This window comes from Microbacterium sp. dk485, from assembly GCF_004570445.1.
GTDB classification, from domain to species: Bacteria; Actinomycetota; Actinomycetes; order Actinomycetales; family Microbacteriaceae; genus Microbacterium; species Microbacterium wangchenii.
This window is the reverse complement of record NZ_SPQW01000001.1, coordinates 1,715,114-1,735,356: the sequence shown is the minus strand read 5'-3', so window position 1 is coordinate 1,735,356 and position 20,243 is coordinate 1,715,114. Positions and strand designations below refer to the sequence as shown.

Annotated in this window: 18 protein-coding genes; 6 read left to right on the top strand and 12 right to left on the bottom strand. The window is 71.4% G+C overall.

Annotated elements, in window-relative coordinates:
- The first annotated feature begins 40 nt into the window (after positions 1–40).
- Positions 41–2,401 carry a transglutaminase family protein gene (locus E4V99_RS08155; RefSeq protein ID WP_135069693.1) on the top strand — a complete coding sequence of 787 codons (2,361 nt, stop codon included), beginning with the start codon at positions 41–43 and terminating at the stop codon, positions 2,399–2,401.
- On the opposite strand, the gene E4V99_RS08150 is transcribed toward E4V99_RS08155, so the two are convergent.
- From E4V99_RS08150 to E4V99_RS08125, 6 genes are all read right to left on the bottom strand, one after another.
- Positions 2,402–2,965, bottom strand: a complete 564-nt coding sequence (locus E4V99_RS08150; RefSeq protein WP_135069696.1) for a thioesterase family protein — start codon at positions 2,963–2,965, stop codon at positions 2,402–2,404. It abuts the gene before it with no gap.
- 199 nt (positions 2,966–3,164) lie between these two features.
- Positions 3,165–4,700, bottom strand: coding sequence for an alpha-N-arabinofuranosidase (locus tag E4V99_RS08145; RefSeq protein WP_135116895.1), 1,536 nt, complete (start codon positions 4,698–4,700; stop codon positions 3,165–3,167).
- A gap of 43 nt (positions 4,701–4,743) precedes the next feature.
- Complete coding sequence (locus E4V99_RS08140; RefSeq protein ID WP_135116893.1) at positions 4,744–5,655, bottom strand: carbohydrate ABC transporter permease; 912 nt, start codon at positions 5,653–5,655, stop codon at positions 4,744–4,746.
- Positions 5,652–6,602, bottom strand: a complete 951-nt coding sequence (locus tag E4V99_RS08135) for a sugar ABC transporter permease (protein ID WP_135069705.1) — start codon at positions 6,600–6,602, stop codon at positions 5,652–5,654. Before E4V99_RS08135 ends, E4V99_RS08140 begins: the two co-directional genes overlap by 4 nt.
- Positions 6,599–7,930, bottom strand: a complete 1,332-nt coding sequence (locus tag E4V99_RS08130) for an extracellular solute-binding protein (RefSeq protein ID WP_135116891.1) — start codon at positions 7,928–7,930, stop codon at positions 6,599–6,601. Before E4V99_RS08130 ends, E4V99_RS08135 begins: the two co-directional genes overlap by 4 nt.
- 92 nt (positions 7,931–8,022) lie before the next feature.
- The gene (locus tag E4V99_RS08125; protein WP_135116889.1) at positions 8,023–9,057 is read right to left on the bottom strand and encodes a LacI family DNA-binding transcriptional regulator; all 1,035 of its coding nucleotides are present in this window, start codon (positions 9,055–9,057) and stop codon (positions 8,023–8,025) included.
- Positions 9,058–9,129: 72 nt separating this feature from the next.
- Here E4V99_RS08125 and E4V99_RS08120 point away from each other — a divergent pair, with 72 nt between their 5' ends.
- Entirely contained in the window at positions 9,130–9,813 is a 684-nt protein-coding gene (locus tag E4V99_RS08120; protein ID WP_245233139.1) for a hypothetical protein, read from the top strand.
- Entirely contained in the window at positions 9,810–10,355 is a 546-nt protein-coding gene (locus tag E4V99_RS08115) for a hypothetical protein (RefSeq protein ID WP_135116887.1), read from the top strand. Before E4V99_RS08120 ends, E4V99_RS08115 begins: the two co-directional genes overlap by 4 nt.
- Before the next feature lie 380 nt (positions 10,356–10,735).
- Here the strand turns inward: E4V99_RS08115 and E4V99_RS08110 are convergent, their stop codons facing one another.
- Entirely contained in the window at positions 10,736–12,094 is a 1,359-nt protein-coding gene (locus E4V99_RS08110; RefSeq protein WP_245233138.1) for a hypothetical protein, read from the bottom strand.
- Positions 12,095–12,332: 238 nt separating this feature from the next.
- Between E4V99_RS08110 and E4V99_RS08105 the strand changes: the two genes are divergently transcribed.
- From E4V99_RS08105 to E4V99_RS08095, 3 genes are all read left to right on the top strand, one after another.
- Positions 12,333–12,839 (top strand): GNAT family N-acetyltransferase, encoded by a 507-nt coding sequence (locus tag E4V99_RS08105; protein ID WP_135069719.1) that lies wholly within the window; start codon positions 12,333–12,335, stop codon positions 12,837–12,839.
- Between the two features lies 1 nt (position 12,840).
- Complete coding sequence (cofE, locus tag E4V99_RS08100; protein ID WP_135116885.1) at positions 12,841–13,605, top strand: coenzyme F420-0:L-glutamate ligase; 765 nt, start codon at positions 12,841–12,843, stop codon at positions 13,603–13,605.
- 367 nt (positions 13,606–13,972) lie between these two features.
- The gene (locus E4V99_RS08095) at positions 13,973–14,509 is read left to right on the top strand and encodes a MarR family transcriptional regulator (protein ID WP_135069725.1); all 537 of its coding nucleotides are present in this window, start codon (positions 13,973–13,975) and stop codon (positions 14,507–14,509) included.
- A 10-nt stretch (positions 14,510–14,519) separates the two neighbouring features.
- Here E4V99_RS08095 and E4V99_RS08090 read toward each other — a convergent pair whose 3' ends face one another.
- The 5 genes from E4V99_RS08090 to E4V99_RS08070 form a co-directional block, all read right to left on the bottom strand.
- On the bottom strand, positions 14,520–15,296 hold the full coding sequence (locus E4V99_RS08090; protein WP_135116883.1) for an enoyl-CoA hydratase-related protein: 777 nt from the start codon (positions 15,294–15,296) through the stop codon (positions 14,520–14,522).
- 8 nt (positions 15,297–15,304) lie between these two features.
- Positions 15,305–16,207 (bottom strand): 3-hydroxyisobutyrate dehydrogenase, encoded by a 903-nt coding sequence (mmsB, locus tag E4V99_RS08085; RefSeq protein WP_135116882.1) that lies wholly within the window; start codon positions 16,205–16,207, stop codon positions 15,305–15,307.
- A gap of 25 nt (positions 16,208–16,232) precedes the next feature.
- Positions 16,233–17,393 carry an acyl-CoA dehydrogenase family protein gene (locus E4V99_RS08080; protein ID WP_135116881.1) on the bottom strand — a complete coding sequence of 387 codons (1,161 nt, stop codon included), beginning with the start codon at positions 17,391–17,393 and terminating at the stop codon, positions 16,233–16,235.
- Positions 17,394–17,622: 229 nt separating this feature from the next.
- On the bottom strand, positions 17,623–19,254 hold the full coding sequence (locus E4V99_RS08075; RefSeq protein WP_135116880.1) for a cytochrome b/b6 domain-containing protein: 1,632 nt from the start codon (positions 19,252–19,254) through the stop codon (positions 17,623–17,625).
- An 8-nt stretch (positions 19,255–19,262) separates the two neighbouring features.
- The gene (locus E4V99_RS08070; protein WP_135069739.1) at positions 19,263–20,243 is read right to left on the bottom strand and encodes an electron transfer flavoprotein subunit alpha/FixB family protein; all 981 of its coding nucleotides are present in this window, start codon (positions 20,241–20,243) and stop codon (positions 19,263–19,265) included.

Here is a 20,243-nt window from a genome sequence, read left to right as displayed (position 1 = left end):
CCGGCGGGGGTCCGGAACGGCGCGTTCCGAGGGGGAACACGTGCTCGCTTCCGTGCTCTGGTGGGTGGGTATCGCCGCAGCCGTTCTGCTGCTGGTCGCGGGCGTCCTGCTGGTGGTGTTCGGCGCCCGTCGCCTGCGGCGCCGTCCGGCCCCTGCGCCGACGGAACCGGCGGGGCCGACAGCGGCCGCACCCAGCCCCCACTACGCCCACTACGACCCGGCCAACCCGCACTACCGCGACGGCTGGCAGTTCATCCAGGGCCAGTGGACGCAGGTGCAGGTGTGGGATGCCTCGTCGCAGCAGTGGTACGTCCACGGGGTCGACGCCACCGGCGCCGCCACGGCCACGGCGGTCGGCGTGACCGCCGCCCCCGCCGTATCCGCTCCGAAGAAGCGGGCGGCCGGCATCGCCATGCTCACCGTCGGCGCCCTGCTCGCCGTGGCCGCGATCCCCCTCGGCGTGGCATCCGCCGGTCCGCTTCTGACCAGCACCGCCGCCGCCGGCAGGCTGCCGACGGACATCGTCTCGGAGTCCGACGAGTTCCGTTACACCGCCGCGATCACGATCGCCGACGATGAGGAACTCACCTTCCGGTTCCGTGTCGACCCGGAGCCCTACGACGACGCGGCGTACGAGAACAACGAGCGCAACACCGCGATGGTGGCCGCCTACTACGACTCCGACTTCAGCCAGCTGGCCGATTACTACCTCGGCTCGTCGTCCATCGACCACTCCGTCACGCTCTCACCCTCCCCGCCGAAGTTCCGAAACGCCGACGCCGATCCGCTCTTCGAGGAGGACCAGCGGCGGTCGTGGGCGCCGATGGACACGCTGTACGTCGTGCAGTACCTCGACCCCGACGGCAAGGAGTTCGACAAGCCGATCGTGACGATGGCGCACGTGCGTCCGACCACCGAGGTGCCGGCCACCCCGCAGGTGCAGTACACCGCCGCCGCCGACGGATTCCTCGAACTCACGTGGGCACCGGTCGAGGGCGCCGTGGAGTACGTGCCGCTGCTGGCCACGACGAATCCCGACCTCGGGTACACCGATTACGAGGCGCTGGGCACGGTGGACGGCTCCGCGACGGCCTGGTCGACGCGGGATGTCGAGACCGCGGACTGCTGGTTCAGCGGTATCGGCGACAGCGTGCAGAACTGCGCCCTGAGAGGGGCGTACCTCGCCCTCGAGAACGGCGAAGCCATCGGCTACGGCCTGATGGCGATCGGCGCGGATGGCGCCCGCTCGTTCATCGACCGCTTCGACGGCCGCATGCTCAACGCGATGCTGCCCGGCGAGGTGTCGATCGAACGCCCCGCCGGCACCACGACGGTGTACACCGGCACGCTGGACAGCTTTCCCACGACCGCGCGCACCCTCACTGTGGGAGCCACCCAGGGCGACGTGCCGCTCGTCTTCGACCGCGCCGAACGCGAGGGCGCGATCGGTTACATCCACGCGCGCGTGCCGGGCACCGTCGCGGCGGTCTCGCTCGGCTGGGATCACGTGGACGGCACGTGGGACGCGTTCGTCGAGGGGGTGCGCGCACGACTGGAAGCAGCGCTCCCCCGCCCCACCGGCATCTTCGAATCGTCGTACCAGGAGCTGGCCACGCCCGCGTCCGACGCTCCCGTGTCCCGGGAAGCGCCCGACGTGGACTTCCCGCTGCCCGACGAGTTCGGGGAGATCGGCGAATACGTCGCAGCGAACCTCATCGCGGGCAACGAGCGCATCGACATGGATGCGGTGGCCAACCCCTTCGCGCCCGGCGAGCTCGTGGAGGCCGTGATCAGTCAGACCCCGTACGCGATGGTGCGCACCTACAGCTTCCGGCAGGTCGACGAGCGCCTCGTGCTCGAGGTGGACTATCCGCTCCCCGTCGAGGAGATGCGCCGCGTGCAGGAGGAGACCCGCGCCAAGGCGCAGGCGGTCGTCGCGGAGGTCGTCCGCGACGGCATGGGCGAGCGCGACATCGCGCTCGCCCTGAACGACTGGATCACCGCCCACGCCGAGTACGACTACGTCGCCTTCGACGCCGTCCAGGCCGACCGCAGCCGCTGGTACGCGCCGGAGTACGCGCCGGCGTGGCGGGCCGACGGGATCCTGCTCGGCGGGTCGGGGGTGTGCGCCGGGTACGCCCTCGCCTACAAGGCCCTCTCCGACGAGGCCGGGATCGACACCGTGTACGTCCTGGGCAACGCCAACGCGACCGGTCACGCCTGGAACAAGACGTTCATGGACGGCAAGTGGCAGGTGGTCGATCCGACCTGGAACGATGCACCGACACCCAACGAGCTGTTCGGCATCTCCGACGAGGTCGCGCTCACGCAGTGGAGCCACGAGCTCAGTTCGACGCGATGGACGATCCCTTCGATGGTGGGGCAGTACGCGGCCGGCTGATCAGTCCCACACGCTGGGGGCGGGCCGGCGCTGCGAGGGCAGCGCGGATGCCGCGGCCCACTCGTGCACCCACGACTCGACGTCGGGCAGCCCCTCGGGGTAGCCGAGCGCGGTGAACAGCTCGTCGTGGTCGACGGTGCCGCCCGAGCGCTTGAGCATGCGGGCGCGGATGATCGCCCGCGCGTAGATCTCGCCGCGCACGACCGCCCGGTGCTCGAGGTACAGCGCCCGGTCGTCGTGGCCGATGAGGCGGGTCTCCAGCTCGAAGCGCTGCCACAGGTTGAGCGACTTTCGGAACGTGACCGTCTCGCTGGAGACGACGGGGTACCACCCGTGAGTGTTCATCTCCTCCAGCAGGCCCGTCCGCACGAGCAGATCCCACCGCCCCAGGTCGAACACCGACAGGTAGCGGCCGTTGTTCATGTGCTTGAGGATGTCGATGTCGGTGGGGAGCGTGGTCAGCCGGATGCGGCCGACCGCGCTGGGCGGGAGCCGCTTCCCCGAGCGGCGCACCGAGCGCCGAGCACGGGCGATGACCAGGAGGGTGCGCCAGAGGAGATTCACGATCCGCGATCGTAGCTTCCCCGGCCACCCACGCACACTCCGTTGTGGGATGGCGACAGTCCTGCCGCCTCCCGGCCCGGCCCCGTCCCGCCCCAGGCTCAGCCCCACGTTCGCGCCACATCCGTGCATCCGCGCCATTTCTTAACGGCGCGGACGCATCGAACAGGCGCGGACGTGGGATCGGGCCGAGGGACGGGGGTCAGGTGCGGGCGACGTCCAGCTGCACCACGGCCCACGACAGCGGGGGCAGCGTCGCGCGCAGCGTGCCGTCCTCGAGTCCGACGGAGCGCAGCGGCACCAGCCCTACCGTGTCGGGGGCGTCCTGCGTGTTGGCGGCGTGCCGGTCGCCGCCCTCCGGCAGCGTCAGCACCTCCGCGTCCCGCACGCCCGTGACCCCGAGCCCGCGCACCTCCAGGGTCACCGAAGCCTCCTCGTCCAGCGAGCGGTTCGCCAGGAACAGCGCGGCGCGGCCCGACTGCTCGTCCCACGTGGCCGCCGCATCCACCGCATCCACGTCGCCGAACTTCGTCGTCGCCAGCTGCGACGACTCCACCGCCAGGCGCAGGATGCGGCCGCGCGCCAGCTGCGCGATGCGGGCGAAGGGCCAGAAGATCGTCTGCCGCCACGCCGGGCCGTTCTCCTCTGAGCGGATCGGGGCGATGACGTTGACGAGCTGGGCCTGATTGGCGATCCGCACGCGGTCGCCGTGGCGCAGCAGGCTGTGCAGGAACGTGCCGACGACGACCGCGTCGGTGACGGAGTAGGTGTCTTCGATGAGCCGCGGATGCTCCCGCCACTGCCGCGCGACCAAGTGCGGCTGGTCGTCGGTCTGCAGCCCCTCCTGATACCAGACGTTCCACTCGTCGAAGGAGATGTCGACCTGCTTGGTGTGCTTGCCGGCCGCCTTGACGGCGTCGATCGTGGCGATCACGCCCTCGATGAACGCATCCATGTCGACGGCTTCGGCGAGGAAGGATGCCGCATCCTCGTCGCGCTCCTGGTAGTACGCGTGCATGGAGATGTAATCCACCTCCTCGTACGCGTGGGTCAGGACGGTGTGCTCCCACGAGCCGAAGGTCGGCATCTGCCGGTTCGACGACCCCACCGCGACCAGCTCGAGGTCAGGGTCGACGAAGCGCATCGCCTTCGCCGTCTCCTGCGCCAGCCGGCCGTACTCGTGGGCGGTCTTGTGCCCGATCTGCCACGGACCGTCCAGCTCGTTGCCCAGGCACCACAGCCGGATGTCGAAGGGCTCGGGCGACCCGTTGCGCCGCCGCAGGTCCGACCAGTACGTCCCGCCCGGGTGGTTGGCGTACTCCACGAGCGCGCGCGCCTCCTCGACGCCGCGCGTACCCAGGTTCACCGCCTCCATCACCTCGACGTTCGCCTCACGCGCCCACTCGACGAACTCGTGCAGGCCGAAGGCGTTCGTCTCGACGGTGTGCCACGCCCCGTCGAGACGCCGCGGCCGCTCGGCCACCGGCCCGACGCCGTCCTCCCACAGGTACCCCGAGACGAAGTTGCCGCCGGGGTAGCGCACGACCGTGGGCCCCATCTCCTTCACCAGTGCGAGGACGTCGCGGCGGAACCCGCGCGCGTCGGCCTCGGGGTGCCCCGGCTCGAAGATGCCGGTGTAGACGCAGCGGCCCATGTGCTCGACGAACGAGCCGAAGAGCCGTCGGGGCACCTCGCCCACGGTGAAGTCGCGGTCGATGACGATGCGGGCGCGGGGCATGGTTCTCCTGTTCGACGAGGGGTGGGGATGCTGCGCAGACGGCTCAGGTGCCGCCGAAGCCGGTCGTGGCCACGCCGCGGACGATCTGCTTCTGGAAGATCAGGAACAGCACGATCAGCGGCACCGAGGCGAGCACGGCCTGCGCCATGATCTGCGCGTACTGCACGCCGTACGCGCTGATGACGGTCTGCAGGCCCACCGGCAGCGTCATCAGGTTGGTGTCGTTGATGATGAGGAAGGGCCAGAGGAAGTTGTTCCAGGTCGTGATGAAGACGAAGATCGCCACGGCCGCGAGGATGCCGCGCGACAGCGGCAGCACGACCGACCAGAACACGCGCACGCGCCCCGCTCCGTCCACCCGCGCCGCGTCCTCGAGCTCGATGGGCACCTGATCGAAGAACTTCTTCAGGATGAACACCATCGCCGGCGCGACGACCTGCGGCAGGATCAGCCCCAGGGGGGTGTCGACGAGGTTGAAGGCGAGCATCTCGTAGAACAGCGGAATGATGAGCACCTGCGGCGGCACGACGATCGAGGCGATCACGACGCCGTAGAGGAAGCTCTTGCCCGGGAACTCCAGCCGCGAGAACGCGTAGGCCGCGAGAGCGGAGATGGCGATGGTGATGAGCGTGACCGCGGCGGAGGTCCACAGGCTGTTGAACGCCCAGATGTAGACGTTCCCCTGCGCCAGGATCGTGGAATACGCGTCGATGGTCGGACCGGTCGCTCCGATCCAGCTCCCCCCGGACGCGGCATCCGTCTCGGTCATGAACGACGTCGCCACGGCCCACAGGAACGGCAGCAGCCAGCCGATCGCCATGAGGGCGAGGGCGATGAAGGCGAGGACGTTGAGAAGGCTGAACCGACGGGCGCCCGGCTTCCGGACACGATCGGGGGTGTCCGCCGCGCCCTCGGGGGTGGCGAGAGGGGCGCGGGCCTGCGCGGTGGTGCTCATGACTGCTCCCCCCGGCGACGCAGTGCGAACGCCTGTATGACGCCGATGATGACGATGATCGCGAAGAAGACGTACGAGATGGCGGCGGAGTACCCGAAGCGGTAGCCGACGAACCCCGCCTCGTAGATGTACTGGACGATCGAGCGGGTCGTGTCGCTCGCGATGCCGCCGAGCATCTGGTACGCCTGGTCGAAGAGCTTCAGCGAGGCCAGGATCTGCAGGATGACGATGAGCACCGTCACCTGACCGAGCTGCGGAAGGGTGATCGACCACAACTGCCGCCACGGCCCTGCGCCGTCGAGGGACGCCGCCTCGTACTGCTGCTCGGGGATGTTCTGCAGCGCTGCGAGGTAGAGCAGGAAGTTGAAGCCCACCGTCCACCACACCGTGGCGATGACGATCGCGTACATGTTGGTGTCGGGGCTCTGCAGCCAGGCGAGCGGCTCGAGTCCGAAGGACTCCAGAATGCGGTTGGCGGCGCCGATCTGCGGGTTGAAGATCCACACCCAGATCTGCGAGATCACGGTGGAGGCCAGCAGATACGGCAGGAAGAACGAGAGCCGCCACAGCCATTGACCGGGAAGGCCGCGGTGCACGAGGAGCGCCATGACCAGCGCGACCAGCACGAGCGGCACGGTGGAGAGGATCGTGAACCACGCGGTGTTCCCCAAAGAGCGCCACATGACCGGATCGGTGAGCGCCTCGGCGTAGTTCGCGAATCCCACGAACGCTCCCCCGGCGCCGGTGAGGGACTGGTTGGTGAAGCTCAGATACAGCCCGTGCAGGAGCGGCCACACCAGGAACAGGAGGAAAGCGAGGAGGAAGGGCGCGAGGAAGCCCCACGCCGCGGCCGCCTTCCGTCGCTCCCCCGCATGGCGCCGGGTGCCGGCGGCGGCGCGCCCGGTCACCACGGTCGTGGTCGTGGGGGCGGATGCGGTGGCGGTCATGCCGTGCCCCCTTCCGGGTTGGCCGGATTGGGCGTTCTCAGTTGCGAGTCCAGCCGGGAGCGGAACCGCGCGATCGCCGCGGAGGGGTCGTCCCCGCCGAGCAGCACGTTCTGCACCGCCGAGCCGAACTCGGCCTGGAAGCGCGACCCCGAACCGGTGAACCACGCCGGCGGGTCGTAGCGCACGTACTCGGCGGCCTCGGCGTAGTGGGCCTGCGGAAGCAGGTCGGCGTAGTCGGGCGCCTCGGTCACGGGCAGGTACGCCGGGATGTGCCCGGCCCCGGCCCAGTCGAACGAGCCTTTCAGGATGTCGGCGACGAACCGGTAGACGAGGTCGCGGGTCTGCGGGTCGGGGGCGTTCTGGTGGGGCAGGGTGAACGCGTGCGAATCGGCATAGACGCTCGGGGTTCCGAAGAGGCTGGGGATGATCGTGGCGTCCAGCGGCAGATCCTGCTCCTGCATCGAGCGCAGCTCCCACACGCCGGTGAGGAACAGTCCGCTCCGACCGGTTGCGAATTCGGCGATCGCGGACTGGTAGTCGTTCTCGCGCGCGGCGATCTCGCCGTCCAGGAGCTGCTGCATGAACGTCAGGGACGCGACCGCCACGTCGTCGTCCATGTCGGCGCTGCCCCCTTCGGGCAGCCCGATCTCCATCCCGTGCTGGGTGTAGAAGGTGTAGAACAGGCGCCACATCTGGGCGCCGTCGCCGAGGTACCCGTACGACAGGCCGTGGCCCTCCGATTCCCCGGCCACAGCGCGGGCGAGTTCGAGGAACTCCTCCGGCGATGACACCGGACGCAGCCGCCCGTCGCCGTCCAAGACGCCGGCGCGCTCGCAGATCTCGGTGTTGTACATCAGGATGAACGGGTGCGCGTCCAGCGCCAGGCTGTAGAGGTCGTCGCCGACGAAGCCCTTCTCCCAGATCGCCGCGGGGAACGTGTTCTTCTCGACCCCCAGTTCGGCGAGCCGGCCCACATCCCACGGGTCCAGGAGGCCACCGGGGGCGTACCCCACCACGCGCGACGCGTGCATGACCGACAGGTCCGGCGCCCGCCCGCCGGCGGCCGCCATCGCGAGCTTGGTGTAATACGGCTCACCCCACGACAGCACCGTCGGGCGCACGAGGTAGGAGCTCTGCCCCGCGTTGGCGGTGTCGATCAGCCCCGACATCGTGACGCCGTCGGCACCGCTGAGCAGATGCCAGAACTCCAGTGGGCGCGCGCCGGGCGTGACCGCACCGGGGGTGCAGGCCGCCAGCGCTGCCGTTCCCGCCAGCGCCGTCGCCAGTCCGAGGAACTGCCTTCTGCTGAAGGCGGAAGGTGCCGTCATCGCCACTCCTTCGTGACCCGTCCAGGGGAGGATGGACAGCATCCTTACATCGATGTAACGGCGGGGCAAGTGCTTTCGCGGAACACCGGCACTCAGCCGGCCGGCGGGATGCGGGTCGCGGTGCTCTCCCTCTCCACGACGTGGTGCGGGATGGTGACCGCCTGCGGCGCCTGCCCGGGCCGGTCGATCCGCTCGACGAGGAGGCGCAGCGACTCGTGCGCGAAGAGGCGCCGATCGAAGCCCACCGTCGTCAGGGACGGAGTCGTGAACCGCGAGACTTCGATGTCGTCGAAACCGGCGACCAGCACGTCGTCGGGCACCCGCAGCCCGGCTTCGGCGAGTTCGCGGATGGCGCCGACGGCGAGGGAGTCGGTGAACGCGAGGACCGCATCGATCTGCACGCCGCGCGCGCGCAGTTCACGGACCGCCGCGGCACCCGTCGCCATGCTCCACGGCAGAAGGTTCACCTCGCGGGCGGGGTCCGGGTCCAGCCCCGATTCGATCAGCGCGTCGCGGAACCCGGCCAGCCGCAGACGACTGGTCGCCGTGGCGTGCTCGGGCCGGTCGTCGCCACCGATCGCGGCGATGCGCCGGGCGCCGCGGGCGATCAGGTGCAGCGCCGCATCCTTCGCCGCCCGGCGGCTGTCGATGAGCACGCGATCCGTCCGGTGCTGCTCCACCTCGCCGATCAGGACGACCGGCGGCAGGTCGTCGGCGCGGTCGATCACACTGTCCTCGAGCCGGATCGGATTCAGGATGAGGCCGTCCACGAGGTGCGCGCGTGCGCGGGAGAGCAGATCGCGCTCGCGCTGCGGACGGTCGGCGGTCTCCTCGATCTGCACCGCGAAGCCGCGCTCGTGCGCCGCCTCGACGAGGAAGTGCAGGAGGTCGGCCGAGTACGCCGTCGCCAGGTCGGGGAGCGCGACCGCGATGACCCCGGAGCGCCCGCTGCGCAGACCGCGCGCGCTCAGGTTGGGCACGAAATCCAGGGCGGTCATGGCCTGCTCGACGCGCGCCCGGGTGTCGGGACGGACGTGGACGGCGCCCGTGAGCACGTTCGACACGGTCTTGGGCGACACGCGGGCAAGTGCCGCGACGTCTTTGACCGTCGCGCGGGCCGTTCGCATGTGCTCAGGATAGGGCGACGGCACGACCGCGCCGGACGGGCCGGCATCCCCCGCGTCCTCTAGGCTGGCGCCGTGAACGCGGGGGCGCCGAACGGTGGGGGCGATCAGCCGTCCGCTCCTGCCCGCGGGCGGGGGCTGCGCTGGATACGCGCAGCGACCGACCGCGTCCCCACCACGTGGTTCGCCGGTCTCGCCACGGCGCTCTTCCTCGCCGGCACCGCGGCTTTCGGAGGCCTGTCGACGGTGGCGGCCGAGCCGGTCCGGGAGCTGTCGGCCGGCCAGGAGCACATCAACGACCAGCTCGCCCTTTCGGTGCAACGCGCGGTGCTCGTCGACGACCTCCCCGAAGTCGGCGTGGAGGCCGGGGCCGGGGAGCGGGTGCTCGCGCTGATCGCCATGGTCGAGAACCGCTGGACGCAACCCCTCCCCACCGTCGGCGACACGAGCGTGACGCAGGCCGTGCGCATCTCCGGCCTCGGCGACACCCGCCCCGACGCCGTGGCACGCTACGACGACGCGACGCACTCTCCGTGGCTGCAGCCGCGCGTGCCCGCGGAGGTCGTGATGGCGTGGACCGTGGATGCCGGCGCCTTCGAGGCGGGCGACACCCTCTCCGTCGAGCTGCACGACACCCGGCTGTCCGTCGGACGGCTCGTGACCGCCGGCGAGGCGTGGGTCGATCCGGTCCTGGCCGCGCGTGTCTCGGTGAGCATCACCGACGTCGGCGCAGGCGCGTCCACGGAGGAACCGCGATGAGACGCTGGCTGGCATGGCCGATGGGCGCCGCCCTGCTCTTCGGGGCGTGGCTGGTGACGCTGGCGACACCCACCGCGGACGCCGACGAGGCTCCCTTCGTGGTGCCCGCCGCCCTGGGCGAGGAAGCGCGGGGGCGGTCCATCACGGTCACGGTGACGGATGTGCGCCTGGCAGAACATGTGAGCGCCGGCGCGTGGGCCGGCGAAGGCGTATGGCTCGTGGTCGACCTCGACGCGGCCGCCGCGAGGGAGGAGGACCGCACGGCCCTGGGTGGGGCCAGCCTCGCGATCGGCGAGCGCACCTACCGCGCCAGTGAACGGCCGCCCTCGCTCTTCCAGCAGCCGCTGCTGGTCGGCATCCCCCGCGAAGGGAGCCTCGCGTTCGAACTGCCGCCGGATGCCGTGGACGAGCAGGCGGTCCTCCGCCTGTCCGGGGATTGGGAGACCCGGCTGGACTCGCTCATCGAGCTGCCTCTCGATCTGGCCGACCTCGACCCCGTCGACAGCGTGGAGCTGACGGAGACCGGGTGGGCGCGACCGTGAGCAGCCGATGGTTTCGCCGCAACGCCTTCGCACTCGTGGCGGTCGCCGTGCTCGTCCCCGCCACGGCGGTGGTCATCGGCGGGAACGAGTGGTGGTCGATGTTCGGCCGCGACCGCGTCTTCGCCGTCACCGTCGATCAGGACGCGCCGGTGGACTTCGGCGGCGCGAGCTACGGCCCGGCGACAGCATCCGTCGTTCCTGCCGGTGACACGCGAGATCTTCCCGACGGGACGAAGGTCGTGACCGTCGAGGTGCCCGTGCGCACGGGCGAAGGGCCGGCGACGTGCGGCTCCCCCATGCTCAGGGAGCTGAGCGGGGCCGGCCGGCAGTGGGATGCGGCGGGCGGGCTCTCCGGCATCCCCTACGACGAGCGTCCGGCGTCATGCGCGCCCGACCGCACCGGCGCCTACACCGTCGTCGTCCCGTTCCTCGTCCCCGACGACGTCTCGGGCCCGCTCGGCCTCGACCTCACGATCGTGCACGAGCTGCCGCGCTTCCTCCGACTCGTCGTCGACGTGCCCTGATGCCACCACCGGTGCGCCGATCAGCGCCCCCACGGTGGCGTCGTACGCGCTGGCGACCAGCACGGTGCGGAGCGGATCGGTGATCGCCAGCACCGCCAGCGCGAGGAGGGAGTCGGCCACGAGCCAGAACGTCCAGAAATCCTGCGGCCCGATCAGCCGCGTCACGCCCCACTCCAGCATCCGGCCACCCAGGACGAGGAGCGCGTAGAGCAGGACGTATCCGCCGATGAGGATCGGCCCGCCCCGCCACATCAGCACGAGAGCGCGCCAGATCGGGCGGAACCGTTCGCCCAGGCCCGATCCGATGTCGGTCAGGCGGCGCCGGAGCAGCTGGGGCAGGGCGCTGTACCGCCCGCGCACCCGCTCCAGGATGCGCGCACGCACCGTGACGCCCTCGGGCGCCACCGCCTGCCCGTAGATCACCCCGGCGATCGTCAGCCAGGCCAGGGGCAGCAGGACGACGCCGCCGATCTCGCCGACCAGCCACTCCACCGCATCCCATGTCCAGGCCACCGGCGACACCATCTCGGCGAGCCACGTGCGCAGATCCGCCAGCCACGCCATGGCCTGACGAGCCTGCACCCACGCGTTCACCTGTCCGAGCACGTCGGAGATGAGCAGCACCGTGAGGAAGACCCATACGGCCTCGAGGTACACCGCCCCCACCGCGAACCAGCGCGGCACCCGTGCGGCCCACTTCTTCCACGCCCACCGGCCGGCGAGGGCGAGCACGATGACGGCGATGGTCCACGGCTCGAATCCGAGCCGGTCGACCGTACCGGCGGTGTCGACGGCCGACACGCCCTCGGCGAAACGCCGTTCGGTCTGCACCTCCAGGGCGCGGGACAGGTACGCCACGACGTCTTCGCGAAGGAACCCCCACGCGGCGTAGACGGCGAAGAACGGCAGGATCGCCGCCAGCAGCGCATCACGGAAGGAGCGCCGGCGGGCGCGTGCGTCGGCGGGAAGGGGCGCGATCGCGCCGAGGCGGACCATGCCCTCGCGCAGCACGAGGAACATCGCCACGAAACCGACCAGGCGCGAGAGGATCGCCAGCGGCAGCAGGAGCAGACCGCCGATCGCGGTGAAGGCCCCGACGAAACCCGCCAGTTCGATGGCGAGGTAACGCCCCAGCATCCCCGCGAGGAACCATGCCAGCAGTGCCGGCCAGTGCGCGACGAGCAGCCGTCCGACCGAGCCGACCACCGCGCGCACGCTCTCACAGTAGCGGCCGGTCTGCCGCCGGGCGCCGCCTCGCCGCGCCGGGTCCGGCCGAACCGCACGTTCGCCACACATCCGTGCATCCGCGCCATCCTTAATCGGCGCAGTTGCACGGAAGTGGCGCGAACCCGGGATGGTGGCGGAGGGCCGGATCACGTCCGCCCGAGCCGGTTCGCGCAACGGCGCGACGCTCGATTTCCGCCGCCGGGGGGCCGCGCGTAGAGTCTGCCCCATGGAAGCCGAACTGCAGACTGACATCGTCGTCCGTCCGGTGCGGGACGTGGATGCCGAAGCCCTGGGGCGCGTGCACGCGACGTGCTGGCACGAGACCTACGACCACCTGATCAGCAAGGCCGCCTTGGAGCGCGTCTCCCCCAAGCGGATGGCGGAGCTGTGGACCCACTGGGCCGTCCAGGGCCCGGAGTTCACCATGCGCGCCGCGCTGGTCAAGGGCGACATCGTCGGGTTCGCCGGCTCGGGCCCGGCCCGCGACCGCGATGCTCCCCGCAACCGCGAGCTCTACTTCATCTACCTGCTCGACGCGTGGCACGGCACCGGCATCGGCCAGATGCTCTTCGACGCCGTCGTGACCAAGGACGAGCCGCTGTACCTGTGGGTGGCCGAAGACAACCCCCGCGCGCACCGGTTCTACACGCGCAACGGCTTCGCTCTGGACGGGGCATCCCACACCGAGCCGTTCCTCGGCGAGACCCTCACCGAAGTCCGCTTCGTCCGCTGACGTGCTGCAGGTGTGGGCCCTCGAGGGCATCGGGGAGGTCGCGCCGGGCACCGACCTCGTCGAGCTGATCGCCGAGGCCGCCCGCGGGGAGCTGCAGGACGGCGACATCGTCGTGGTCACCTCCAAGATCGTGTCGAAGGCCGAGGACCGCTTCGTCGTGGCCGACGACCGCGAAGCGGCCATCACCGCCGAGACCGTGCGCGTCGTGGCATCCCGCACGTCTCCCACCGGTCATGTCACGCGCATCGTCGAGAACCGGCTCGGCATGGTCTCCGCCGCCGCCGGCGTCGACGCCAGCAACACCCCGCAGGGCACCGTCCTCCTCCTGCCCGAGGATCCGGATGCGTCGGCGCGGGCGCTCGCGGCGGGCCTGCGGGAACGGACCGGCGCCCTCGTGGGGGTACTCATCTCCGACACCCTGGGACGGGCGTGGCGGGAGGGCCAGACCGACGCCGCGATCGGGGCGGGCGGGGTGCAGGTGTTCGAAGACCTGCGGGGCGGCGTCGACGCGGAGGGCCGCCCGCTCGTGGTCACGATGCCGTGCGTGGCCGACGAGCTCGCCTCCGCCGCCGACCTCGTCAAGGGCAAGGCGGCCCGTCTTCCGGTCGCCGTGGTGCGGGGCCGCGCCGACCTCGTCGGTGCGCTCGACCTGCCCGGCGCGCGCGCGATCGTCCGCCCCGCCGAGCGCGACATGTTCCGCCTCGGCGCGGACGAGGCCTACGCCGCCGGCCTCGCGGACGGCGCCGCATCCCACCTCCCCGACTGAGGCGCCTCGCTCCGGCTCCCTCTCCTTCCTCGCCCCGTACTCCTCAAAACCGACGCGCCGGCGGGCCCGATCGGCCCCTTTTCGGCGGATCGCGGCGCGGACTTGAGGAGTTCGGAACCGGAACCGCCTCCCGGACCTCGGGCGCGGGCACGCCAAGGCGGAGAGCAGCCGCGCGCCGCGCGGGGCCGCCTCCCCTCCGCCCGGACCTGTCCCGTCCCGAACTCCTCAACACCGACGCCCCGCCCGCCCGATCGGCCCGGTTCCGGCTCATCGCGTCGCGGTCTTGAGGAGTTCGGAACCGGCGGCGGCCTCCACTGAGGGCCGGGCGAGCGGCACCGGTACCGTAGACCGCGAAAGGCGGTGCCCCGTGCCCGGTCCCCGACGACTCCGGATCGACCCGATCGCTGAAGCCAAGCGGCAGTGGGTCGCCCACGGATGGACCGACGCCGCCCCCGGCATGGCGGCGGTGACCTCGATCATGCGCGCACAGCAGCTCGTGCTCGCCCGCGTGGACGCGGCGCTGCGTCCCTTCGGCCTCACCTTCGCGCGCTACGAGCTCCTCACCCTGCTGCGACTGTCGCGGAGTGGACGGATGCCGATGGCCTCCGCATCCGCACGCCTCCAGGTGCATCCCACCAGCGTCACCAACACGGTCGACCGCCTCCAGGCCGGCGGGTACGTCCGGCGCGAGCCACACCCCGAGGACGGTCGCGTCACCCTGATCGTGCTGACCGACAGCGGACGCGAGCTGTCCGAGCAGGCCACGGCGCGACTGAACGAGGAGGTGTTCGCGCAGCCGGGGCTCAGTGCGGAAGACACCGACGAGCTGGTCGCGATTCTCGCGCGCATGCGCAAGGGCGCCGGCGACTTCGACGACCCGCGGCCCCAGCCCGACCCGCTGTAGGCCCGCCTGATCAGCGCCCCGTGAACTCCGGGGAGCGCTTCTCCCGGAAGGCAGCCATGCCCTCCTTCTGATCCTCCGTGGCGAACAGCGACGTGAAGGCGGCGCTCTCGTACCGCAGGCCCGCGCTCAGCGGGGTCTCCAGCGCCGCGTCCAGCGCCGCCTTCGCTGCGTACAGCGACGGCAGCGACTTCGCGGCGATCCCGTCGGCGACCTCTCCCGCGACGGCGAGGAGCTCCCCCGCGGGCACGACGCGGGAGATCAGCCCGGCGCGCTCGGCCTCGTCCGCACCGATCCGGCGCCCGGTGAGCACGAGGTCGGCGGCCTTGTAGTACCCGAGCGCGCGCACGAGCCGCTGCGTGCCGCCCATCCCGGGAATCACCCCGAGCGCGATCTCGGGCTGCCCGAACGCCGCGGTGTCGGCTGCGAGGATGATGTCGCACATGAGCGCGAGTTCGCACCCGCCGCCCAGCGCGTAGCCGGAGACGGCGGCGATGACCGGGGTGCGCACGGCGGCGAACCGGTTCCACGCGCCGAAGTGGTCATCCAGCACCATGTCAACCGAGCTCTTGTCGGCCATCTCCTTGATGTCGGCGCCGGCGGCGAACGCGCGCTCGGATCCGGTGACGACGATCGCACCGACCCCGGAGTCGCGGTCGAATCCCTCGGCGGCCACGACGATCTCGTGCATCGCGCGCGTGTTCAGGGCGTTGAGCGCGCCCGGGCGGTTGAGCGTGATCCACCCGACCCGTCCACGCTGTTCGACGAGGATGGTGTCATAGCTGGTCATGTCGCTCCTTACGCGGCCTCACCGGACCGGATGGTGTGGATGATCCCGGAGAAATCCTGCCCTGCTCCGGGCCCCTCCGCGAACTGCGCGTAGAGCGCCTGGGCCAGCAGCCCCATCTGCGCGTCCACTCCGGTGCGGGCGATGGCGTGGGCGGCGAGCCCCAGGTCTTTCGCCATGAGGGCGCCGGCGAAGCCGGGGCGGTAGTCGTTGTTCGCGGGGCTCGTGGGCACGGGGCCGGGCACGGGACAGTTCGTCGTGAGCGCCCAGCACTGCCCCGACGCGTTGGCGGCGACCTCGAAGAGCGCCTCGTGCGACAGGCCCAGCCGCTCCCCGAGCACGAAGGCCTCGGCGACCACGATCTGGCTCACGCCCAGGATCATGTTGTTGCACACCTTCGCCGCCTGCCCGAGCCCCGGACCGCCGCAGTGCACGACGCGCCGCCCCATCCGTTCCAGCAGCGGGCGGGCTTCCTCGAGGTCGGCCTCGTCGCCGCCGACCATGAACGCCAGAGTCGCGTTCTCGGCGCCGACGACCCCGCCCGACACCGGGGCGTCGAGGCTGCGGTGCCCGGCGGCCTCGGCGAGCGCGTGCGCGGCACGCGCGTCGTCGACGGCGATCGTGGAGCAGTCCACGAACAGCGTGCCCGGCCGGGCGGACTGCAGGAGTCCCGCCGAGTCGTCCGACCCGCGATAGGCGGCGAGCACGTGGCGCCCTTCGGGGAACATCGTGATCACCACGTCGGCGGATGCGGCGGCCTCGGCGCCCGACGCCACTGCCGGCAGCCCCGCCTCCCGGCCGGCGTCCAGCGCGGCGGGGACCACGTCGAACACCACGACCTCATGTCCCGCGGATGCGAGGTTGCGGGCCATCGGCAGCCCCATGTGTCCCAAGCCCAGGAATGCGATCCTCATCGTGCGGTCTCCTTCGTCCGATCGGTCACGCGGCGACGAGGTGCCGGCCGATGATCACGCGCATGATCTCGTTCGTGCCCTCGAGGATCTGGTGCACCCGCAGGTCGCGGACCACCTTCTCGATCCCGTAGTCGTGCAGGTAGCCGTATCCGCCGTGCAGCTGGAGCGCGGCGTTGGCGACGCGGAACCCGGTGTCGGTGGCGAAGCGCTTGGCCATCGCGCACCGCACGGATGCATCCGGAGCCTTGGCGTCGACGGATGCCGCGGCGTCGAGCACCATCGTGCGCGCGGCGTACAGATCGGTGGCCATATCGGCGAGGGTGAACACGACCGACTGCCGCTCATCCAGCGGCTCACCGAAGGCCGAGCGCTCGTGCACATAGCGCGTCGCCCGCTCCAGCGCCCACTGCGCGCCGCCGAGGGAGCAGGCGGCGATGTTGAGCCGCCCGCCGTCCAGCCCCGACATCGCGATGGCGAAGCCCTGCCCCTCCCCGCCGAGGAGGTCCTCTGCGCGGACGCGCACGCCGTCGAAGACGACCTGCCGCGTGGGTTGGGCGTTCCACCCCATCTTCTTCTCGTTCGCCCCGAAGGAGAGACCCGGAGCGTCGGCGCGCACGAGGAACGCGCTGATCCCGCGCGCCCCCGGTCCGCCGGTGCGGGCCATCACGACGTAGACGGCCGCCTCGCCTGCTCCCGAGATGAACTGCTTGACGCCGGTGAGCACGAAGCCGTCGCCGTCGCGGACCGCGGTCGTGGTGATGGCCGCCGCATCCGATCCCGCCCCCGGCTCGGTCAGGCAGTAGCTGCCGAACCCCGTCATGCCCGTCAACTGCGGCAGCCATTCCCGCCGTTGCGCGTCGGTGCCGTACGCGTCGATCATCCACGCGACCATGTTGTGGATCGAGATGTAGGCGGCCACGGCGGGATCGCCCTTGGCCAGCTCCTCGAAGATGAGGACCGTGTCGGCGCGGCTCAGGGCACTCCCGCCGACGTCCTCGCGGACGTAGATGCCGCCCAGCCCGAGTTCGCCGGCACGGCGGAGGGCGTCGCGGGGGAAGTGCTTGCGTTCGTCCCACTCCAGCGCGTGCGGCGCGAGCTCGGCCTCCGCGAAATCCCGGACCGCCGCGACGATGGCGGCACGCTCCTCGGGATCCATGGGTTCGGTGGGCAGGGCGGTGGTGGTCATCGGATTCACGTCCTTGTGGGAGAAACCTGCGTGCGTCGGCGCGGGGTGGTGCGCGACGCCCTCACTTTAGCTGGACGCCCTAGGAGTCGCTAGCGCTCCGAAGTGTCTCCGCCGACGCACGCAAGCCTCAGGACGGTCCATCGTCGGCGAGCGCGGGGACGCTCGGGAACCGTCGCGCAGCGGGTGTCACCCGCTCCCCCCGGCACGCAGCCGGGGGAAGCGGTCGGGCTCACCGGCCGCTGACCTTGCCGAACAGACGCGCGATGGGCGCCAGCACGAGCGGCCGCGCCGCGATCCAGGCGGCGGCCATGACGACCACCGAGCCGACGAAGATCCAGAACCCGGTCCAGTTGTCCGCATACGCGTTCGGATCCACGGATCCCTGCGCCGCGTACATGTGGTTCAGGTTGCGCAGCGCACCCGTGGCGAACACCAGCGCGACGTGCGCGACGATGAACACCACGAAGTAGATCATGACGGGGAAGTGGATGCGCCGAGCCCACTCCAGCGGATACAGGCGGTTCAGCGTGGTCGCGTCCTTCGGCCAGATGCCGCTCATCCGCACGCCGGTCAGCGCAGCCAGGGGCGCGGCCACGAAGACCGTCGTGAAGTAGGCGAGCTGCTGGAGGGCGTTGTAGTTGACCCATCCGTTCTCGGTGGGCCAGTCCAGCGACACGTACTGCAGCGCCGCCGAGACGGCGTTGGGGAAGACCTCCCATGAGGTGGGGATGATGCGCATCCACTGCCCGGAGATGAACAGCAGGATGACGAACACCACGCCGTTCACGAGCCACAGGATGTCCAGCGACTGGTGGAACCACAGTGCGAGGCTGATCTTGCGCTTGGAGTTGCCGCGCGGCGACCAGAACACGCTCGGCCGCTTCTCCCGGCGCACCTGCAGTCCCGATCGGATGATGAGGATGATCAGGAACGCGTTGAAGAAGTGCTGCCATCCCAGCCACGCCGGGAACCCGACGGGGGCGCCCGCGGGAAGGTGGTATTCGCCCGGGTACTGCGCCAGGAAGCCCTCGCCCCACTGCGTCGACAGCAGCCACCGCACGAGAGCGACGGCCATTCCCGCGGCGATGAGCAGACCGGCACCGAGCACGACGACGGCGCCGGCCCACTGCAGGCGCGTGAAAGGCCCGTAGCGCCGGGGCTCCGCACGCTCCGCGGCCCGAGGAGCGGATGCGGCGGCTCCCGGCCACACCGCCGGCGTGAAGGGCAGCGGCGCGCGCGGCCCGGAGGGCACCGGCACGGCGACCTCGGCCGAGGCGGCAGGGGGCTGCTCGGAGACGACCGCCGCCACCGCATCCGGGTCCGCCTCGGCGGCGGGGGCGGAGGTCGGGGCGAACCCGGCGGGCGGCCAGGGCTCGCCGCCGGCTACGCGCGGCAGCCCTCGGCGCAGTGCGAGGCCGTCACCGGCCGCTGCAGCGGCGACGGGAGGAGCGGACGGACGCGCCGATGCGTGTGCGGCGGGGCTCTCCGCCGCGGCGGAGGACTGCGGCGCCGGCTCGGCGGAAGCGTGCGGGGAGGCGACGGTGGCCTGCGCTGCAGGGACGGCGGCGTCGGCCGGAGGCCACGGCTCGCCGCCGGGCACGCGCGGGAGCCCCCGGCGCACCTGAGGCCGTGACGCGGTCGTCCGGGCCGGCGCCGTGGCGGCGTCGTTCACTGCGGGAGCGGCCCGCTCGACGGCGGGCGCCGGCGCGGACGCGGCCGCGGGAGCCGGGGATGCGACGGCGGCAGCCGTGTCGCCCTCGGGTCCGTCAGCCGTGACCGCCACGACGTCGGCGGGCGGCCACGGGTCGCCCCCGGCCACGCGCGGCAGGCCGCGGCGCACCGATCTCGCGTACGTCGCCATGTGCGCGCCTACTTCTTCTTCGCCTCGAGCGCCGCGATCAGCTGCGGCACGACGGTGAAGACGTCGCCGACGACGCCGAAGTCGGCGATCTCGAAGATCGGCGCATCCCCGTCCTTGTTGATCGCCACGATCGTCTTCGCCGTCTGCATCCCCGCCTTGTGCTGGATGGCGCCGGAGATGCCGAGGGCGATGTAGAGCTGCGGCGACACCGAGACGCCGGTCTGCCCGACCTGGTAGGAGTGCGGCACGTAGCCGGCATCCACCGCCGCGCGCGAGGCGCCCACGGCGGCTCCGAGGGCGTCGGCCAGCTGATCGACCAGCTCGAACTTCTCCTTCGAGCCGAGTCCGCGGCCGCCCGCGACGACCTTGGCGGCGCCGCGGAGCTCCGGCCGGGTGGAGGTCGCCTGCACCTGGTCGAAGGATTCGACCGTGGCGGAGGGGGCGCCGGCCGGTGCCACCTCGAGCGGCACCGCGTTCAGCGGCTGCGCCTCAGCTCGCGCGTCGATCGCGCCCTGGCGCACCGTGATGACCGGCGCGCCGAAGGTGACGGCGGAATCGACGTTGTACGCGCCGCCGTAGACGGAGTGGTGCGCCACGATGCCCTCGTCGTCGCGTGAGACGCCGACGGCGTCGGCGGCGATCCCGGAGCGTGTGCGTGCGGCGAACCGTCCGGCGATGTCGCGCCCCTCGATGGAATTGGACACGAGGATCGCGTCCGGACGGACGAGCCCGGCCGCCGCGACGAGCGCGTCGACCGCCGGCGCCGAGAGGACGCTCGTGTCGCCGGTCGCCGTGAGCACCGTGTGTGCGCCGAGGGAGGCGGCCTGCTCGGCGGCCGCGGAGAGCAGCTCGGGCGTGGTCACGACGACGGCCACGGGGGTGCCGACACCCGAGGCCGCGCCCAGAAGTCCTGCGGCACTCTTGGCGAGCTCGCCCGAGGGCATGACGTCGACCATGACGAGGATGGAATCCGCTGCGAAATCAGTCAT